This is a genomic window from Methylosarcina fibrata AML-C10 (assembly GCF_000372865.1).
Taxonomy (GTDB): domain Bacteria; phylum Pseudomonadota; class Gammaproteobacteria; order Methylococcales; family Methylomonadaceae; genus Methylosarcina; species Methylosarcina fibrata.
This window is the reverse complement of record NZ_KB889965.1, coordinates 2,770,526-2,788,376: the sequence shown is the minus strand read 5'-3', so window position 1 is coordinate 2,788,376 and position 17,851 is coordinate 2,770,526. Positions and strand designations below refer to the sequence as shown.

Below are 17,851 nucleotides of genomic sequence, written 5' to 3'. Positions count from 1 at the left end.
TGGATTGAAACCCGAGAAAAGAGAGGCGGGAACGGATAAAAAGATGTCGCGCCCCCCGCGGGCGCGTGGATTGAAACTTTCGGCATGTACCAATTGTGGCAAATGACTCGCGTCGCGCCCCCCGCGGGCGCGTGGATTGAAACATACAAACGTTGAAACAAATCAAAGGCTTGAACGTCGCGCCCCCCGCGGGCGCGTGGATTGAAACATACAAACGTTGAAACAAATCAAAGGCTTGAACGTCGCGCCCCCCGCGGGCGCGTGGATTGAAACAGTTTGGGTCCGGTAATAAAACCCCGGACGGAACGTCGCGCCCCCCGCGGGCGCGTGGATTGAAACCGTTTGCCGCCACTGCGGGACATACAGGATTACGTCGCGCCTCGCCGAACAATAAAAAACCCGCCAAGCCAGAAGACTTGCGGGTTTATGAATCTGTTTGAACCTTGTTGAATGCCCAATTGAGAGAGTCAGGCAAACAATAGTCTGTAATCCATGTATATCAATAGTTAAATAAATTGTATTTGTAAATATACCCCCAAAAATACCCCCAATAGTGCAAGGCTGCCCCTTTTATCAATAAAACTTTGACAGTCTCAGTTCGGCCATACTGGGCAGTTGAGGCGTATTTTCGAATGACTGGTTTAGATTAAAAATTGCCCATTCATAACGCCTAGCTCACCGGAAAAATGCGAGCGCAGCGAGTATTTTGTCCGGTGAGCTATATTTGTTAGGCATATGCTATATGGCCCTTAATCTTCTCCAGCAGGTACTCAGAAGATAAATTTTCACCTTCTATTGCAAGCTTCTCGACACATGATGGCTCCAAGGCAATAGTGATAGCGCTCGCGTTACGAACTAATCGCGAAAATATTTCTATTGCATTGGGCTCGACGGCTTTTCGAGTGTGAAAATAGTCAAGGTCTATATCCAGAATGTAACTCTGTTTTTCGATATCTTCGATATTAGCGAAAACAGCCATTTCATTACCTTTTCGAATTTTTTCATCGAGAAAAGCGTTTTCTAATACGCTATCATACAACACTTTCTGGCAGTCGTCGTTGTGAGGCATACGCTCGCACCATGGCAAGCATAGAGTTGGAATGATAAATATCCTATTATTTGGCACCTTAAACGTAAAAGGTGGCTTAGGCTCTTCAACGTCATCGTTCCAAGGAAAACCATCGCCAAAACGATCTTCCATGTACTGTTTGTGTTCTTCTGAATCTGTTCCGGTGTTATCCATTAGTTGGATGACGAAAGCTATGCTAATCACATCGGATAGCGTTGCGGCGTGAATGTGTTCATCATGGCGTAACTTTTGAATAGCAGCCTTTACTGAGTTTTCTTCTGAGTAATCAAGTTCGGAGGCCAGTTGTACCCGTAATGCCTCATTGTTGACATTGTCCTCTCCATGTACATGAAACATGTGATTTAAGTAAGCTGGTCTACTATCAGTATGATGATCAAGACTGATTAATATGGGCGCTTTTTCATGCTTTGTTCGAACAATAGACCATGGCAATAACGCATGGTGATGATCTCGAACAATGAACACATCCTTATCGTTGATAATCTCGTGTGAATACATATCTATTTTTTCTCGTCTAAATAGAAATTAAATGGTTAACCGTATATCACCAGCAAATACCCTTCAACACGAAAATCTCTTGATCAACATATGATTTTTCTTTCTGTATATCATCAGTGATAAGTAATAGTGGCTGGTAATAATCAAATTGCTGATGTTGAATCAGATGGAGCGATAGATCGCAACGGATCGAAAGTGTCAGTTCAATTACCAAAGAGCACTACGGCCAAAAGCTGCCGACCACTCTTAGTTTGTGAATGGTCGCTCAAAAGCATTCACGAGTTAATCAATGGAGCCTCGGTTAGTTAAAGTTAGTGCTATTCTGGTTTATCCACGATTTCTCTATAGCTAGCACATAAGCGAGTATTACATGGTTTCGGAACTACCGGTTTGACTTAGAGTAAGAACTAGGTTTAGGGAAGCCACCCCGAACAACAACCACGACAATTAAAATTGATAACTGGCCAGTCGGATGAAGAAAGACCTCAATATCGTCTTCTACAACGCCAACGGGTGCTGATTTCGGTGAGGCTTCGAGTACGGACAGCACACCAATTCGCTTCCCTAGCCCGATTGAATAAGCAGCTGTCTGATCGAAAAATTTAGAGAAATCCTTCGGAAACAGAACTTTGCTGTTCTCAACTTTCAACTCGATCGGAATGTCTCGGAATGTGAGATCAGTGATCCCACCTGCTGCTTCGGGGTGACCTTGCAAGTGCTCACCAATATCACGCCGATTTCGAAGCATCTCAGTGGCTTTGTTTTGGAATTGTTGTTCTGACGTACCAGTCTCGAACAAGCCTCCTTTCAAAGCTTGTGCAGCTATGTTACCTAGCCCACCAAGTATTATCATTGTGTTAGCAACATCATCTGAATGCAAACCGGGGAAGGTTCTCAACTTGTTGCGAACGCTGAGGAGATGCCGATCAACATTTGAAAATCCACTCAAAGGATTTGAAGCAACATCACTTCCCTCCAAAAGCAGACGGCGATGTCCTACAATTGCAACATCCCGGTATTTCCCTGTACCGTTGAACTCAGCCGCGTAAAGGAACTCATATGGTCTTGAGCCAAATGAATGAGCCACCTTTAGAACCGCCCGGCCAGTGCCTGTAAGAATGAATGGGCCATTACCTTCTGGTTTCATGAACCTGAAACTAGGCAACCAGTCACGCTCACGGATATCCATTGTTACAGGCATCAACGAGAGGACACTGGCGGCTTTTGGCCAATTTGAAACTCGGACTTCTATGGTAAGGTCATACGCAGTCTCAGGATTAAGGTAGTTCAAATTCTTGGCAGGTTCTCCATCGATATCAAACTTCAAGAATGCTACAGTCGTTTCGAGTTTCTCAGGCTCTTCTGAATCTCCATTGGAGTCAGGAACGCGAAGCCCTCCAAAAGTTCGAACCCGAAGATTAGCGAACAAGAGGAGCGGCAAGGTCCATCGTTTCAACTGATCTTGTATGGCGGTCAATTCGCCCACATTCTTAAGACTTTCTACTTGATCCAGAAACGCTTCTAGCTGCTCATCGGCGGTAAAACTCAAAGATTTATCAATCTCTGACGCTTTTAGCTTCGCCGAACTCAAAAACCTTTGAGCATCTGATTCAGCATTGCGTAAAGCGTGCTTCCACTCAGCCAAAACCACGAAAATGGCAATGGCGGTATGATACGCGCGATACTGATCCTCGACATCACCTTGACCGATCTCAGAGATGGTTGCTTCAAGCTCCAGGCAAGCTTTTTTTAGGCGCTCACAGCCACTTGGCGAAGGCTTCAGAGTCTCTGCAAGTGCTGCGGCAATCTCAATCCTCGAAGAAAAAGCTTGGTGGAAAATCTCGAAGTTTGGCTTGTTCCTCATTCTCTTTCTCCAATTCAGACAGAAGACTAGTCCACTTTTCGATCAACTCAACAAATGTCTCTCCATCTCCTGCTCCTATTGCGTGTTCAATATCGGCAGCTATAGCGACTAAAGTGGCCTCAAGCCGCCACTTTTCATTTCGATCTTCCAAGTGGATACTTGTCATCAACTCCTTGAAACAACTACTTGCAATTTCAAAATTTCCTGCCTTGGTTAACGCGGCTGCATATAGAAGAGCCTCAATAAAGCCTTCTGGCCTAAATGGTCTGAGTGCCTCGAATGCCTTCTTGATGTCATCTACACAGTTTTGAAGCTCATTGCGTGGCGCTTTCAAGATTGCGGAGGTACAGTCTTCGATAGAAATGGAGCGGGTATACTCATCTTGAATTGACTTCAATGCCACCTTCGCGAAACCAGGAACCCCTTTAAAGCTATAGTGCAAACGATCAACAGCATGATAAAGAGCGCCCTGTTCCAAGCTGAGCAAAATACCTGAAAGCAGCTGCCCAAGTTTTCCATTTATTTCTTCAGGCGAAAGGCAGTGACGCGCAAGTACATCAATGCAGTCAACAACGAAGTCCTCTTTCTTTTTTTTGGAATAGTAAATAACCAGTTGCCAGAGTCTTGTCTTTATAAGGCTCCGTTTTTCTTTAGGAAAAGGACCATACCTCAGTGAACGAACAGCCGACCGATGAACAATAACATATGGGTCCGTTAGCAAAACGGAAAATGCTTCAAAGAACAGATCAGGGAAGTTCTTCACCAAGTCGTATGGTACGTTCTCCCATGCTTGCACAGCTCTAGCACGAACCAGTGAGCTCTCATCCATAAGAGCACGATACCAGTCCGAGAGTACTAGAGTGAGACTTTCGACTCCTGTGAGCAATTCCGAAACATGAACAATCATGCTCCCTCGCATTTGTGTTTGATTCTCGGGCAATCTCCGATAAACCCCTAAAAACTCTTCAATCCCCTCTTGTCCCTTAAATTTTGCTCCAGCCGCAGCCCACTTGATGAGCGCCCTCTGTAAACTGTCAATTGCTGAGCGTTTGTTACTTTTGTCCATCTGGGCGAATACATTGTCACTCAATTCCAGAATTGGCTCTGCATCGATTTGCTTATACTTCACGCTGAGGGTTGCTGCAGCACCTATCAGTTCATCGAAATTTTCAACAGCGAGCTGGACAAACTCATCGCAAGAATTTTTAAAGAACTGATCAGCATTACCCATGCCGTTCTCTGGGTTTTCTACGGCAGCCCAAAGCAATCTTCTAAACGCTATCCTTTGTGCTGTTCCTATCTGTACCATTTCTCGATAGCGGTATTTCAGCATCGATTTATAGGTTCTATGAGCTTCTTCTTTTCCGGTATCGTCGTTGTCAGCGAGGTACGATTGGATGATCTTGTCTGTTTCCTCTGGAGAACGTCCGAGACTCTTCGAGGCAGCTTTCCGAAGATAATAAAGTAAGCTGCTATCTCTCCGTTCTCCAGGAAGCAAAATTCGCCTGCGCATTAGATTGGCTAAGACGTTTCTTGCATGTCTTGAAAACAGCTCATCACTATCCGTCGCGAGTATGATCTTAACTGCAAACTCTATTTTTACTGGATCCGCATCACATATAAGTGCGTCAACCTCCGCGCAAATCTCAGCTCGCTTTTTCTGAAAGAGAGAATTAATTGGTTTGGCATCAAGTCTAATTGGCTCGCTGTCTCCAAAGTGCAATCCAGGTGGCGGCCTTAGAGCCATTGACACAAAGCGATGTAAAACCTTTATCAGGTCGCTTTGGGAAAGTTTCTCAGCGTCCGACAGAACCACATCAATAGCCAATGGTGATTCCTCATAACTACTAACCAAACGCACTGCTACCGAGAGCTTTTCGTCTGGTTCTAACTGTGTTCTGACCAATGCTCTCGCTGCAGGATTAGAATACGGCAAGTATTCGTGCAGCGCAGCTGGCAAGAGATGCTCAATCACCTTTCTGGTAAACGTTTCAGGGGCAAGGTTTGCAAGTTGCTCCAGACGCGGGTCGTCTGTTGCTATGTCTTCCTGATCAAGCTCATCTAAAAGATCAAGCACGTGGGTTTCTTCCAGAGAGAGTTCGTAACGAAGCTCTGCACGCTCCAGTCGTCTATTTGTCTGCGCTTGCTTCCTCTTACGCGCTTCTCCCTCACGCTCCAGCTTTCGCTGCTCAGCAGCTTTTTCTCTCGGCTCAATGAACATCAAAATATTAGGAAAGCCAACGGAAACGCGTTCTTTGCATCCCTTGCAGTTGTTTTGATAGAAGTCATATGCAGCATCTTCCAACAACCAACAGAGCATTGAATTCTTCTTGGAAAATTTGCACTGGACGCCCATATGCCCGATTGGGAGACCAGTTTGAGCTTCAATTATTCCTCTGCCTGGAGACCTTACGAACTCGGCATGGAAACACCAATTGCTAAGAAGCTTTGTTGCTCGGATATTGCGCTGCCCTGCTTCTATTGCCTTTTTATAGTCGTCTTCAAAATCGTCCATCTTGATTACTACCCAATCGCAAACAATTCAAAACAATATTTATCGAACAATACCGAAGCTGCGCTTTTAGCGGCTGCCGAGCATTACCGCATGCCTGATGCCAGTTTATTATTCTCGCTGATAGGCATACATCGCAGACCAGCAATCCATATAGGCATCATGTCTTTCATGGTCGGTGACTTTGCTTTTGAAATTGCTATAATTAATAGATCGTGCTGACTCAGCAATCGCGTTGGCGACTTTTTCACGGTCGATTCTTGCGCGAAACAGGTAATCCGTGCCAACGCCAACTTGTATTTTGGCATCAGGGAATACTTTTTCAATATCTCCGGCACGGCGCGCTCTGACCAGTAATGTTTTACCTGAATCATCGCCCTTGTCTACGATACTCAAAAATGAATCGGTCAGAAAAATCCACATAGAAAACCTCTTTAAAATTTATACTGCTGCCAGCTTGGTAAGGACAGCGGCTATTAATGGCTTGTCGTTAGGATGGTCTAGGACAGTGAACAGCTTGTCTTGCGGCACCAGCATCACGCATTGACTTTCCCAGTCCATAGCTGCCGGATTGCCATTTAGACGCCGCGCGAAATAATAGCGAGTTACTGAAGTGCTACGCTCAAAATCCCCAATCCATCCGATAATCTCGATCTGCAGCCCCGACTCCTCAAAGGCTTCCTTAATGGCTGCCGCCTGAGGTGGAATGCCCGGATCGAGGGTTCCCTTGGGAAAGGTCGCCTTATAGCCGCCAAATGCATTCGTGGGCGAGACCACCCAAAAACGACCATCCTGCTCCACCGTGACCACGCCAGCGGACAGCTTTCTGCCGGGCTGTGGTTTCATCGGCGGCTCATCGATCGCGGCTTGACCGGGCACTTGCGCCCATTCCGCCAAGGAGCCTGGAACCGATGCCCACGCCATCAAAGGAATGCCGTTTAATTCGGATGGCGTTTTACCCCCCGGCACTACCGCCGCGATGCGTTGAGGATCGGCAAAAGCCTCTATGGGTGAAGGAGTGCTGGGGCAATGAATAATGACCTCATCGCCGTTATCGTCCCGGCAGGGATGAATGTGTTTCATCGTATTGATATTCAAAGGATCGTCCTGAGGTTGTTAAGCAATTGGGATTAGAAACGGTGGTTCCGGTCGGGTTTGGGGGACAGGGAGCCCGGCGTTTTCGCTACGGACCTCCAGCATATCGTGCTGCGGAAACAATTGCAAAGCCAGGGTTGAGACCGAATGCTATCATTTTTTACAAATGGACTATACTCAAATAGCTTATTGAAGAGAGATAAGCAAAATGCCTATTTTTGACCCGCATTCCCATGGGGCGGAATGCGGGTTTTTTAATATGTAAAAATCTGAACTTGATCCAACCCTTTAAAAAATTAATCTCAACTGCAACAGACATTGAATGTCTCAGTTCGACCCTAACCGGTCCATTTATCCTGTCTTTCAAACGTCAGTTCATGCCGATATTTCGGTCATTCAAAATGCACCTTAGTGGTTATCTTGGTTTGTTTATTATCCAGAAAATATGTGTTACCCCGCCTAGTAATTCAGGTGTTGGGCTTCTTAATTCTATTGTCGCTTGCGGTCGAATAAAGTTAAGTGTAAATATACTGAATTAGATAATAATTTGTTGAACTAAACCGCTGCGCGGTGCCTTGGCACAGCTCTAAATTTCCCTTTCGTAACAATAAGTCGCACACTCCTGATTGACCGCTGTTGGTCAGTCTTTAGAGGAGAAATGTGATGACTCCGTTACGTCAAAAAATGATCGATGCCATGCTGGTACGCGGCATGGCTCTGAGAACCCAGCGCAGTTATCTGATGGCTGTCGCCGAGTTGGCGAAGTATTATCATCGTTCGCCGGCTCAACTGTCGGGGGAAGAACTGCAAGGGTTCTTCCTCGCACTGGTCAAAGAACGCCACCTCTCGCCGGCCACTTGCCGCTTGTATCTGAATGCGCTCCGTTTTTTCTATCTGCACGTCCTCGGCCAGGACAGCTTTGGCGTCAAGCTGCAGGTGCCTAAACAAGAACAACGCATTCCGGAACTGCTGATGCGCAGTGAAGTCAGCCGCATCCTGGCGGCCCACGGCAACCTCAAACACCGCATGTTACTGTCGACCTGTTACGGTTGCGGACTTCGTGTCAGTGAATTGGTGTCGATTCAGATTCGCCACCTGGATGGCGAACGGCGACTGCTGCGAGTGGAACAAGGCAAAGGCGCTAAGGATCGGGCCGTGATCCTGTCGCCTACTTTATTGCAGCTATTGCGTGCCTATTGGCGTGAACTGCGGCCGCCGCAATGGCTGTTTCCCGGTGCCGATCCCCACTCGCCGTTGAGTATTGCCAGTGCGCAAAAGCTTTTTTCGGAGGCCAAACGACGCGCCGGGGTCGACAAGATCGGCGGCATTCACAGCCTGCGTCACGCCTATGCGACCCATCAGCTGGAAGCCGGCATGCCGCTGCATCAACTGCAGCATCAGCTGGGCCATCAGAATATCCGCTCGACCTTGCGTTATGTCCATTGGGTGCCGGGTTATCAGGAAAGCCGAAGCGGCGGCGACCTGTTGGCCCAACTGGAGCAGCCGTTATGAGCGGCGACGTCGGCTTGCAGGCGGTCTTCGAGCGATTTCTGCCCGCCTATCAGACGCAGCATGCGCTCACCCCGATTCAGCAAAAAGCCTGCCGGCATATCGAACAATGCCGCACCGAAGCCTTGGGTGGCCTGCGACGGCGTTGCGGGCAGTGCGGCTTCGAGCAGCCGCAGTATCATTCCTGCCGTGACCGCCATTGCCCGCAATGCCAGGGCCAAGCCCAACAAGCCTGGTGCCAACAGCAGTTGCAGGCGGTTCTGCCGGTGACCTACTATCACCTGGTGTTCACACTGCCGCATACGCTCAATAGCTGGATCGAACTGCACCCCGAAGTGATCTACCGGTGCTTATTCCAGAGCGTTTGGGAAACCTTGGATCATTTTGGCCAAGACCCGAAACGATTGCACGGCACCCTGGGGATGACCGCGGTCTTGCATACCTGGGGGCAAAATCTGAGTCGGCATGTGCATCTGCACTGCCTGGTCGCCGGCGGCGCCTTGACCGAAGCAGGCGACTGGCATCCGGCCAAAAGCAATTACCTGTTTCCGGTCCGGGCCTTGTCCCGATTTTTTCGGGGTCGAATGGTTTGCCGCCTGCGGTACAGTGCGCAACGCGGTGAACTGCAACGGATCACGCGTCCTGCGGAAATCGATACGCGACTCCGTGAGCTCATGCAAACAGACTGGGTGGTGTACACCAAAGCCTATCTCAACCAAGCCGAAACAGTGGTCCAGTATCTGGCCCGCTACAGTCGCAAAACCGCACTCAGTAATGGGCGGATCCGGCAGATAGACGAAGACCAAGTGCATCTGCGCTACAAGGACTACCGGGATCATGACCGCAACAAAGTCATGGTGTTGGGCGGTGAAGAACTGATTCGACGCTTCTTATGGCATATTTTGCCGATCGGGTTCATGCGCATTCGCCATTACGGCTTTCTCGCCAACCGATGCCGGCGACAAAAGCTGGCGCAAATCCGGCATACTCTGCAAGCCATAGCCGAGCAAGAGATCGTCGAGCAGGAAGTTGTAAACAGTCAGCCCGTTACCGCGCCGATCATTGAAAAACCGCAGTTATGTCCGCAATGCCAAACAGGCCGTATGATCGTCGTCGGAGAGATAGCGCCCAAGCGCATAGAGTATGGCTAAGCGATAAACCGATCGGAAGCTTAAGCCAGGAACGGCACAGCCCGTCCACAGGCGCCAAAAGGCCTGGGATACCGTGCGGCCGAGAGAAAGAAAAAACCGAAAAACTAACAAATGAAGCGAACAAAATTGAATAAATCCTTCCCTCGACGGACCTATCAGAAGCTAATCGGTCAGTTACAAACAAGACTAACGTCCATAGAAAGCCGATAAATCTTGGACAACCCTGCTCGAAAACAATACAATCCCCATTAATAAAGAAGGCGGGCTAAGCCAAACATCCAGAGCGGCTTAGTCCAACACACATTTATCTGTCATGCTTGCGCACGACAGATAAAATGCTTATTTGTTAAGCGTAAAGCAAGGAACAGCTCGTGGCAGAGCAAAGCAGATCGGAACATATCCTTGAACTCGCCAAGGAACTACTCGATGACATTGAGCTCAGTCGAACCAGTGCGGAAAGCTTGGTTTTGAAAGCTTCACGGTTAGCGCGCTGGGTTGGCTCCGAAGAAATTCGTTATTGGCTAAAGATGGAAATGGGCGGCTACAACGGCTCCAATCCGATTTCGTTGAAATATATGGGGATAACGGGCCGCTGGATTGATGGGGAGAAACAAACTGGATATTGGGGGCCGCTTGCACAGCAAGCGGCCGCTATTGATGCCGAGAAAGCAAAGCTGGCATCACTGAGAACGCCCGACTCAAGCGGTGAGTGGGCTAGCGTTGCAATAGCTAACGTCACTAATGCCATGACTGCATGCGCCAACAATATTTCGCGTCTAAGCGGAATTAGGACCAAGGTGCTGGCGCAAATGCACTCGTTTGTGACCGAAATATATTACGAAAAGCAGTTCGATAGCTTATCAGAATCGATATTTGAACGGTACAAGCGAGATGTCGATACTCTAATTGGCGAAACGTGCGGAGATATTTTAGAGCAAATACCCTCGGTTATGTCGCGATTGGCAGAGGGCGATCAAGAGGCAATTAGTCATGCCTTAACTAGTTGCAGGAGAGTAATTGATTCGTTCGCCGATGCAATTTTTCCTCCTCAAGATGGAGCGATCGAAATTGGTGGTAATCAACTTTCTCTTACTGCAAATAAACACCAAAACAGAATAAATGCCTATATCCATCAAAGGGTAGGTAGCGACTCACGTAAAAAACGGTTTCGACAAAATATTGCAAATTTATATGATCGAGTATCCGCAGGTGTTCACAATGACGTGACAGTCGAGGAGGCGCGAGCTCTATTCTTAAATACATATCTCGTGATCGGTGAAATTCTTCACCTGCCGGAGAAAATTGTTTAACAAAGCCTTGCAGTGGACGCAGTCGCTAACGCGCCCGCGTCGCTGAAGGCAACATTAGAGTTACAAGAATGAAATCAAGAGCAATCGAAACATTTGAGCATGCGATTCAGGATGCAATCGACCTCCTCAATCATTTTGACGCTTTGAACAGCCAACCGCCGCCGCCGGAAGCAGAAGTCCTTAAACGTGCAAGCCTAGTGATGGCCCTCGCGGCTTTGGAAACCTATGTGGAAGATCGGGTTGTGGAAGCAGCTGATGAAGTGTCTGGCCGCGGATCAGAGGCGAGCCGGCTTGTGCGGTTCTATAAAGAATCGCTCGAAAACGACCTCAAGTACTTCCACACACCAAGTACTGACAGGGTCAAGGTGATTTTTGCCAAATACCTGGGCGTTGACGTAACGGAGGGCTGGGCTTGGAACCACTACGACCCAGCCCGCGCTCGTGCTGAGCTCAATAAAATCGCAAAAAAGCGGGGTGATATCGCTCACCGGTCATGGCGTCCAGGTCCCGGCCAATCAACACCACACGCGGTCACGAGAGAAGACCTCCGAAAACACATACGATTTATCCAGGACTTGGTGGGAGCAACTGATGCATTCCTGGCCGAAATTCTAACAATCGCGTGAACTCGGACGTCAGAAAGCTACGCTGCGCTTCGCCTTCTGGCGCCGGTTACGCGAAGCGTTGGGCAGAAAATCTATCCTTCATCATGAATCCATAAGGAAGTCTCTAAATGCCAATCTTAACACCCCAGCAATACATTGCCCGACGTCAAGCCTATAATTACTCAGCCCCAGATACAGCAGTCAATCTTCTGCCAACGCCTAATGTCGCTGAGCATGCGAGTATTGGGATCTATCCCGGAGTCCCTCATGCGGACGGAATCTCAATTCGAAGGTTTGAATGCCTTATGCAGGAAGTCTTCAGTGACTATGTACAGACTCCGTCAGTAGCTAGGACACCAAATCACATCTGCAATTTGCAAAATGTTTCACTTGCTCTTGTTCACTGGAAGATGGCGAGTCAAGGTGGTAGGCCAGATAGAGCCAGGAATAACGTATTAGCAAAATGGAATCTTTGCACAGTTGATCAACTGATGAACGCATACACCTTCCATGCAGGTAATCCGCCTGAGCCAAATGTGGCTCTATTCCAGATCGGCGGTGTCCGAATTGCGACAGCCAGTGCCTTCCTTCGCTTCCTGTTCCCGGAACAATACGGCATAGTCGATTCCAGAGTTGCCGGACTAGTGACCAATCCAGGTAACTTTACGAACTTCGGTCTGCGTCTAAATGACAATTACATAAACGACACGCAGGGCAATAGGATTGAGTACAACGCTGTGTATGTGCCTTTGCTTCAAGCAGAAGCAGCGCGTCTCAATGCAGCTGGTGTTTCGTTTGCTGATCCTGACCCAATGGCAATTGGCCAACAAACTTGGCGCCCATGCGACATAGAGATGGCGCTGTGGTGAGTTCCACTCCATACGCCCAGCAAAGCGGTGCACCGGACACCATGATGGGCGCCGGTGACCTTTGCGTTGGGCGAGCAATTTGTGACCTACAGCGGCCACTGATAAATGTAGAGCGACCGGCAGAAAATGGCCGAACTGAGATCGTCAATGTCGGATTCAATCTAAACTAATATCTAAAATTGTCTGGTCTGATTCAAACTTTTGCATCAAGTCTCCAATTCATCACTAAACTCACGGCATCGAAGGAAATATTCCCTGAATTCATTCTCCGCTATCCGCCATTCTTTCGATCTTAAGCCGTGAGTTTTTGCGTTCATTGAACTGATGGATTTGCCGTTATCGCTTCGCGGTCCCGTCGACTGTTTCCATGGTTTCCAAGTTAGTATCAAGGCTGCTTGTCGCGCCCGTCGTTCTGGGGTCCAGCCGTTCGCCATGGTTTGCCTTCAATAGTTCGTTTGAGTTTTTTTCAAAATTTTCCGCGCGCGAGGTAATATTGCCATTATTCACTTGCTGGTGTCCATGCGCTATATTTGCCTGCTTCACAAAAGCCACTGGACGAGGGTTTTTAATTTCGGCCAAAGTTTGCAAGGTTGTCCGGCATTGGGATTGTGCTTTCAGTGCCAACTTCATGTAAGTTTCCATTGCCCTTTCGTGTTGTCCGATATTTGCCGCTGCTCGCCTTATCAGATCGACAAATACTTTATCGAGTGTAATTGCCTGGGCTATTAAAGTTGCTTCAACTATTTTCGTTTCTCCCGCCACTACCTTTTTTACAGACTTAGACATAGCAGCATGAGTTTCGATAAATCCCGGATCACCTACGGAGCTTTTAAGAAAAGCCTGGGCGGCTAGAGCGTTGCCACAAGTGGGCATTAATCCAAACTCAGCCAGCAGTTGCTCTCTATTTTTTTCCTTGATCTTATGGCCCTGGTTATTTTCTTTTTCTTTGCTAGTTTTAGCCCTCTGGGCTTTATTGGAGGGTATTTTCTTTTTTATTGTCATTATTTCAATATCCAAATTGAGTAAATATGGTTAAGTTAAAATTCTTAATCGTTGTAGCCTGTCTGCCGCCGGCCTTCCTGGATCTATTTCCCTTACCGATTTCTTGCCAGTTCAGGCCATGGGATATGGTAAATAATAGGTACATCCCGAATAGTGAACACTGAAGGCCGAATTTAGTAATCCTAAGTTATTGAATTTATTTAAAAGGCGTTCATATAATGAACATCTGTTCACTATGCAGCATGACTTGTTCACCATGCGACATGCAGCGTTCAAATAGTGAATAAGTAAATTAATTTTCTGGTTGCCAATTACGCCACTCATCAGTAGGTTTTTGATCATTAAATTCGCGAAAGGTCAGACGCCATTTACGCGCCAGCTGTTTGCTGAAATGCCCCTCAAGCATCAGCTTTATGAATCCATGGCTTTCCAATTCTTTAAAGCAAGCATGAGCAATCCCCCGACAGCACCCTACGCGTTTCTGTGCCTCAGTGACACTATAGGCAATAGGCTCATACATGCGCCAATGAGTTTGCATCAGAATAAGAAGCTTTACGGCATTTCCGCTTAAATCCTGATAAGCTGGAGAACGAATCATGTCGACATCCTGAGCAATATACTGTTTTTTTCTTATCTTCAACGCCATTACCTTACCTCAGCAGCATACCGCGCTCGATTAACAAGCCATTCAAAGAAGCTCTGACAGCTCGATATATATCGCGATAAGATTCTTTCCTTACCATGCATTCCGTGAGTGTCTGCGCGGCCTTCAGCTCAAGCGTGCTAAGGGTAGACAACTGGATAGCATTCAAGAGTTCGCGTACACCAGTAGCTTTGGGTTCGATAATTAGTCGTCCCTGATTAATTCATAAGAAATTGATTAATATCATATAAATGGATATTTATGAGGTCAAAAATTGCAAGAAAATGTTAAAATGGGTTTTATTTTCTTGCAAATTTTCACCGAAAAATGAAGCCCAAACGTCCTCAGGAAGTTGTGCAAAATGACCTTTTCAAAACTCGCCTGGACGAGTTTTTGAACCCGAAACATGAACTTTATCGATTGGCCAGCAAAATAGACTGGGCTCGGCTGGACGAAGAATTCGGCCCGTTTTTTGAAGCAGAACAAGGCGCCCCGGCGTTGTCGACCCGTTTGATCGCCGGATTGCATTATCTGAAACATGCGGAAGGTTTATCGGATGAAGCGGTCGTTAAACGCTGGGTTGAAAACGGTTATTGGCAGTACTTTTGTGGCGAAACCTTTTTTCAGCATGAGGTTCCCTGTCATCCGACCTCGCTGACGAAATGGCGGCAACGGATCGGTGAAGCCGGCTGTGAGTGGCTGTTGTTATTGACGATCGAGGCGGGCGTCGCTACCCGGACCGTGAAGAAACGAGATTTTCAATCGGTCACCGTCGATACNACCGTTCAGGAAAAAGCGGTTGGCTTTCCGACGGACGGCAAGTTGTACGAAAAATGCCGTCGGGAGCTGGTCAAGCTGGCTGGAGAACACGGGCTGCCCCTGCGACAGAACTACAATAAAAAGGCACCGCTGCTGTTAGTGCAATCGCATCGTTATCATCATGCCAAGCAAATGAAGCGTAAGCAAAAAGCCCTGAAGCAACTGAAAACCCTGGTCGGTCGTGTTTATCGGGATATCCTGCGGCAACTGCCGCAACAGGAGCTGGCCGCGCAAAGGGGGCTTCAGGACGCCCTGGCCAAAACCCAGCGGATACTGAATCAGAAACACACCGACAAAAACAAACTCTACAGCTTTCATGCACCGGAAGTGGAATGCATCAGTAAAGGGAAAGCACACAAAAAATACGAGTTCGGCGTCAAAGTCGGCATCACGGTGACCAATAAAAGTAATTTCGTGCTGGGCGCCAGGAGCTTTCCCGGCAATCCTTATGACGGCGATACCTTGTACTCCTGCCTGGAACAAGCTGAAATCCTGAGCGGTACCCGAGCCAAAGAAGCTTTTGTGGATTTGGGCTATCGGGGGCGAGAAATACCCGGTGTCACCCTGTACAAGTCAAGGCAAAAACGGGGAGTCCATACCCGACGGTTGAAAACCGCGTTAAAACGGCGCAATGCCATCGAGCCGGTGATTGGACACATGAAGAACGATGGCTTGCTGAGCAGAAATTACCTGAAAGGCCAACTCGGTGATGCCATGAATGCCGTTCTCTGCGCCGCTGGACACAACATGCGTTTAATCCTCAGGCGGTTGAGGATTTTTTGGCCGGAAATCGGGGAAGCCATCTGCCGGTTTTTACAAAATAAAACGGTTCAGGAATCTGTTTATGTTTCCTAATGAGCTGTTTTTTTCAAAAAAATGACTTTTTCAGGGACGACTAATTAGCAAAGCCGTGTAGACAGCATTGGTTATATTTGTAAAATATCGAGCTGCGTTCCGGCTGCCTTGTCCTTTGGCATACTCGACAAAATCCTGAATAGCGTCTGTTAAAATCGCTCTGGCATCTTTACCAGACAATCTTGCTACCTGATATGCTGGGGTCGCCCGCTCCTTGGCTTGCCTGTCTAATTTTTGACGCAAATCGAGAAACTCATCTACCAATCGCTTTTGGCCTTCTCGGGATTTTTTTCCACCAATAAATGGCATAGATTTTAAGAAGCCTCCTTCATTAAGTTCGTAGCAACGATATTTTTTACCTCTAATAATGTAATCTCGCGGCACAAATTCGTGCCGTGAGATTGTTCCGTCAGAAATCAAACTATCAATCGCACGAAGAACGCTTTTATGTTCGCGTGCAAATTCTTTTGCAATCGTCCTGCTATCAACGGTAATCTGATTCCTTTCACCGTGAACGATCAGTCCAAAGGATGTGCTGGTAAAATCATTGTTCTTTTGGAGATGGGCCGCATGAGTATTACTAAACCCAGCGGTCTTTTTGTTATTAGCCATGGCGCCTCCTTACTCCATGCTTTTAATCAAAGCCAGGATATCCTCAGTCTTCCAGGCGGTGGTGCGTGGCCCAAGTTTTACGGGTCTAGGAAAACGGCCATCTTTGACTCCTTGCCACCATGTTGACTTGCTGACTGGGATGAGGGCAGGAATTGGAGGTTCGGCTTTGGGATCGCCGACGATTTGAACAAGCCTGAGAAAGGCGGTATGAGCAAACAGATTGTGCATTGAGGATTTTCTCCGTCCAAGTTAAGACGGTAATATCCTGCAATGCCTAAGTAAGTAAAAAAAGGCTTGACGAATCGAGTCCGTACGGAGCCCATCTGAAAAACGTACAGTTTCCGATCGGAGACTGCTTATCTGAATCGAATGTTTCTTTTTTTTGCTTCTTCACGGATCCAGTTAGCTACAGTTCTGGGTACAAATGTAATGTTGATATTTGCGAGCCAATCAGAGAAATAGGATCCAGCCTGGTCAGCACTTGGGAATCTACTAGTATCTTTCAACCACTCTTTGATTACTTTATCTTTAGCATCTTCTCTTTTTTTCTTTTTTAATTCATTCAGACGGGCTACTTTTTCTGCATTTCTACGGCGCTCCGCCTCTTGCAGTCTAGCCAGCTCATTCTGATAATCATTCTGATTCTTAGTCAGTTCGAAAAAGTGTATTTGCTTAAGTTCTTCAACTTCTCGTAAATGCTCAGCATGGCAAACGGCTTCCATTGCCTTTATTGCATGCTCTCCCGCCATCGAAACACTAAATTTGACTGGCTTGCGTTCAATGCCGAAGGAGGTTAAATAATCTTCAATAGAGTCAAAAGATTTGTCGCTGGGACCGTCAATTTGGTTGAGCCAACTCAACGTACTAGATAAAAGCCCCAAAGCCAGCACAGCAAAATGCTCAAACGGTTTCCTGATGGGCAATTCGTTTTCGTCAAGTTCACTAAGAAAATCCTCGCACTCTTTGAGTACATCAACTTCGCTGATGCTTCCTGCTGTGGGTATATCCAGCTCATCATCTAAGTCAGTGTTAAAAACCCATTCACCATGCTCATCTCCTTCCCAAAGAAAGAATTTACGGACCTTTTGATATTCCGCTTCTTCATCTTCTTCTTTATCCCATTCCTCATCTCTATATTTCTCTAGATGAATCAGTTCCTGGCGTAGTCGTTCAATTTCTTCTTTTTTGACTGTCTCAAAATACTCATCTATGGCCGAATTGATCCATCCTGCTACCCATGAAATTTGTTCTGCGGAATACGGTTTCAATAATGCTCTGGCTCGCCATGCAATATCGGGCATATAAGAAAATGGAAAGGAAGGGACGTTACTAGTCAGCAGATCAAAATCTTTAAATTGAGTATCAGATTCCATTAATACGAGTCCTTTAAATCATTCATCAGGAGCAATTCGGGTAA

Annotated in this window: 16 protein-coding genes and 1 CRISPR repeat array (1 of these 17 only partly in view); of the genes, 6 read left to right on the top strand and 10 right to left on the bottom strand. The window is 47.2% G+C overall.

Going from position 1 to position 17,851, the window contains the following annotated elements; genetic code table 11:
• Window positions 1–339: direct repeats of the CRISPR family, unit length 32 nt; unit sequence GTCGCGCCCCCCGCGGGCGCGTGGATTGAAAC; it reaches 2,936 nt to the left of the window's first position.
• A gap of 388 nt (window positions 340–727) precedes the next feature.
• The 5 genes from A3OW_RS0113130 to A3OW_RS0113110 form a co-directional block, all read right to left on the bottom strand.
• Window positions 728–1,588, bottom strand: a complete 861-nt coding sequence (locus tag A3OW_RS0113130; protein ID WP_020563900.1) for a UPF0489 family protein — start codon at window positions 1,586–1,588, stop codon at window positions 728–730.
• Window positions 1,589–1,970: 382 nt separating this feature from the next.
• Window positions 1,971–3,452, bottom strand: coding sequence for a hypothetical protein (locus A3OW_RS0113125; RefSeq protein WP_020563899.1), 1,482 nt, complete (start codon window positions 3,450–3,452; stop codon window positions 1,971–1,973).
• The gene (locus tag A3OW_RS0113120) at window positions 3,397–5,967 is read right to left on the bottom strand and encodes a hypothetical protein (RefSeq protein ID WP_020563898.1); all 2,571 of its coding nucleotides are present in this window, start codon (window positions 5,965–5,967) and stop codon (window positions 3,397–3,399) included. The genes A3OW_RS0113125 and A3OW_RS0113120 overlap by 56 nt, the downstream gene beginning before the upstream one ends.
• A 108-nt stretch (window positions 5,968–6,075) precedes the next feature.
• Window positions 6,076–6,387 carry a hypothetical protein gene (locus A3OW_RS0113115; protein ID WP_020563897.1) on the bottom strand — a complete coding sequence of 104 codons (312 nt, stop codon included), beginning with the start codon at window positions 6,385–6,387 and terminating at the stop codon, window positions 6,076–6,078.
• Between the two features lie 18 nt (window positions 6,388–6,405).
• Window positions 6,406–7,062, bottom strand: coding sequence for an NUDIX hydrolase (locus A3OW_RS0113110; protein WP_232422380.1), 657 nt, complete (start codon window positions 7,060–7,062; stop codon window positions 6,406–6,408).
• Between the two features lie 660 nt (window positions 7,063–7,722).
• On the opposite strand from A3OW_RS0113110, the gene A3OW_RS0113105 reads away from it, so the two are divergent.
• The 5 genes from A3OW_RS0113105 (at window position 7,723) to A3OW_RS0113085 (ending at window position 12,503) form a co-directional block, all read left to right on the top strand.
• Window positions 7,723–8,571 (top strand): tyrosine-type recombinase/integrase, encoded by an 849-nt coding sequence (locus A3OW_RS0113105; protein ID WP_020563895.1) that lies wholly within the window; start codon window positions 7,723–7,725, stop codon window positions 8,569–8,571.
• The gene (locus tag A3OW_RS0113100) at window positions 8,568–9,719 is read left to right on the top strand and encodes an IS91 family transposase (RefSeq protein WP_020563894.1); all 1,152 of its coding nucleotides are present in this window, start codon (window positions 8,568–8,570) and stop codon (window positions 9,717–9,719) included. The genes A3OW_RS0113105 and A3OW_RS0113100 overlap by 4 nt, the downstream gene beginning before the upstream one ends.
• 371 nt (window positions 9,720–10,090) lie before the next feature.
• Entirely contained in the window at window positions 10,091–11,029 is a 939-nt protein-coding gene (locus A3OW_RS0113095) for an AbiTii domain-containing protein (protein WP_020563893.1), read from the top strand.
• Window positions 11,030–11,097: 68 nt separating this feature from the next.
• Window positions 11,098–11,655 carry a HEPN domain-containing protein gene (locus A3OW_RS0113090; RefSeq protein WP_020563892.1) on the top strand — a complete coding sequence of 186 codons (558 nt, stop codon included), beginning with the start codon at window positions 11,098–11,100 and terminating at the stop codon, window positions 11,653–11,655.
• Window positions 11,656–11,762: 107 nt separating this feature from the next.
• The gene (locus A3OW_RS0113085) at window positions 11,763–12,503 is read left to right on the top strand and encodes a hypothetical protein (protein WP_157385891.1); all 741 of its coding nucleotides are present in this window, start codon (window positions 11,763–11,765) and stop codon (window positions 12,501–12,503) included.
• 336 nt (window positions 12,504–12,839) lie between these two features.
• Here the strand turns inward: A3OW_RS0113085 and A3OW_RS24970 are convergent, their stop codons facing one another.
• Complete coding sequence (locus A3OW_RS24970) at window positions 12,840–13,505, bottom strand: hypothetical protein (RefSeq protein ID WP_020563890.1); 666 nt, start codon at window positions 13,503–13,505, stop codon at window positions 12,840–12,842.
• Window positions 13,506–13,797: 292 nt separating this feature from the next.
• A complete protein-coding gene (locus A3OW_RS0113075) occupies window positions 13,798–14,151 on the bottom strand; it encodes a hypothetical protein (RefSeq protein WP_020563889.1) in 354 nt (117 codons plus the stop codon).
• Window positions 14,152–14,475: 324 nt separating this feature from the next.
• On the opposite strand from A3OW_RS0113075, the gene A3OW_RS0113070 reads away from it, so the two are divergent.
• Window positions 14,476–15,822, top strand: coding sequence for an IS5 family transposase (locus A3OW_RS0113070; protein WP_020563888.1), 1,347 nt, complete (start codon window positions 14,476–14,478; stop codon window positions 15,820–15,822).
• A 30-nt stretch (window positions 15,823–15,852) separates the two neighbouring features.
• Here the strand turns inward: A3OW_RS0113070 and A3OW_RS26490 are convergent, their stop codons facing one another.
• The 3 genes from A3OW_RS26490 to A3OW_RS0113055 form a co-directional block, all read right to left on the bottom strand.
• On the bottom strand, window positions 15,853–16,434 hold the full coding sequence (locus tag A3OW_RS26490; RefSeq protein ID WP_020563887.1) for a Rha family transcriptional regulator: 582 nt from the start codon (window positions 16,432–16,434) through the stop codon (window positions 15,853–15,855).
• 9 nt (window positions 16,435–16,443) lie between these two features.
• Window positions 16,444–16,662, bottom strand: coding sequence for a helix-turn-helix transcriptional regulator (locus A3OW_RS0113060; protein WP_020563886.1), 219 nt, complete (start codon window positions 16,660–16,662; stop codon window positions 16,444–16,446).
• 128 nt (window positions 16,663–16,790) lie between these two features.
• On the bottom strand, window positions 16,791–17,807 hold the full coding sequence (locus A3OW_RS0113055) for a hypothetical protein (protein ID WP_020563885.1): 1,017 nt from the start codon (window positions 17,805–17,807) through the stop codon (window positions 16,791–16,793).
• Window positions 17,808–17,851 lie beyond the last annotated feature (44 nt).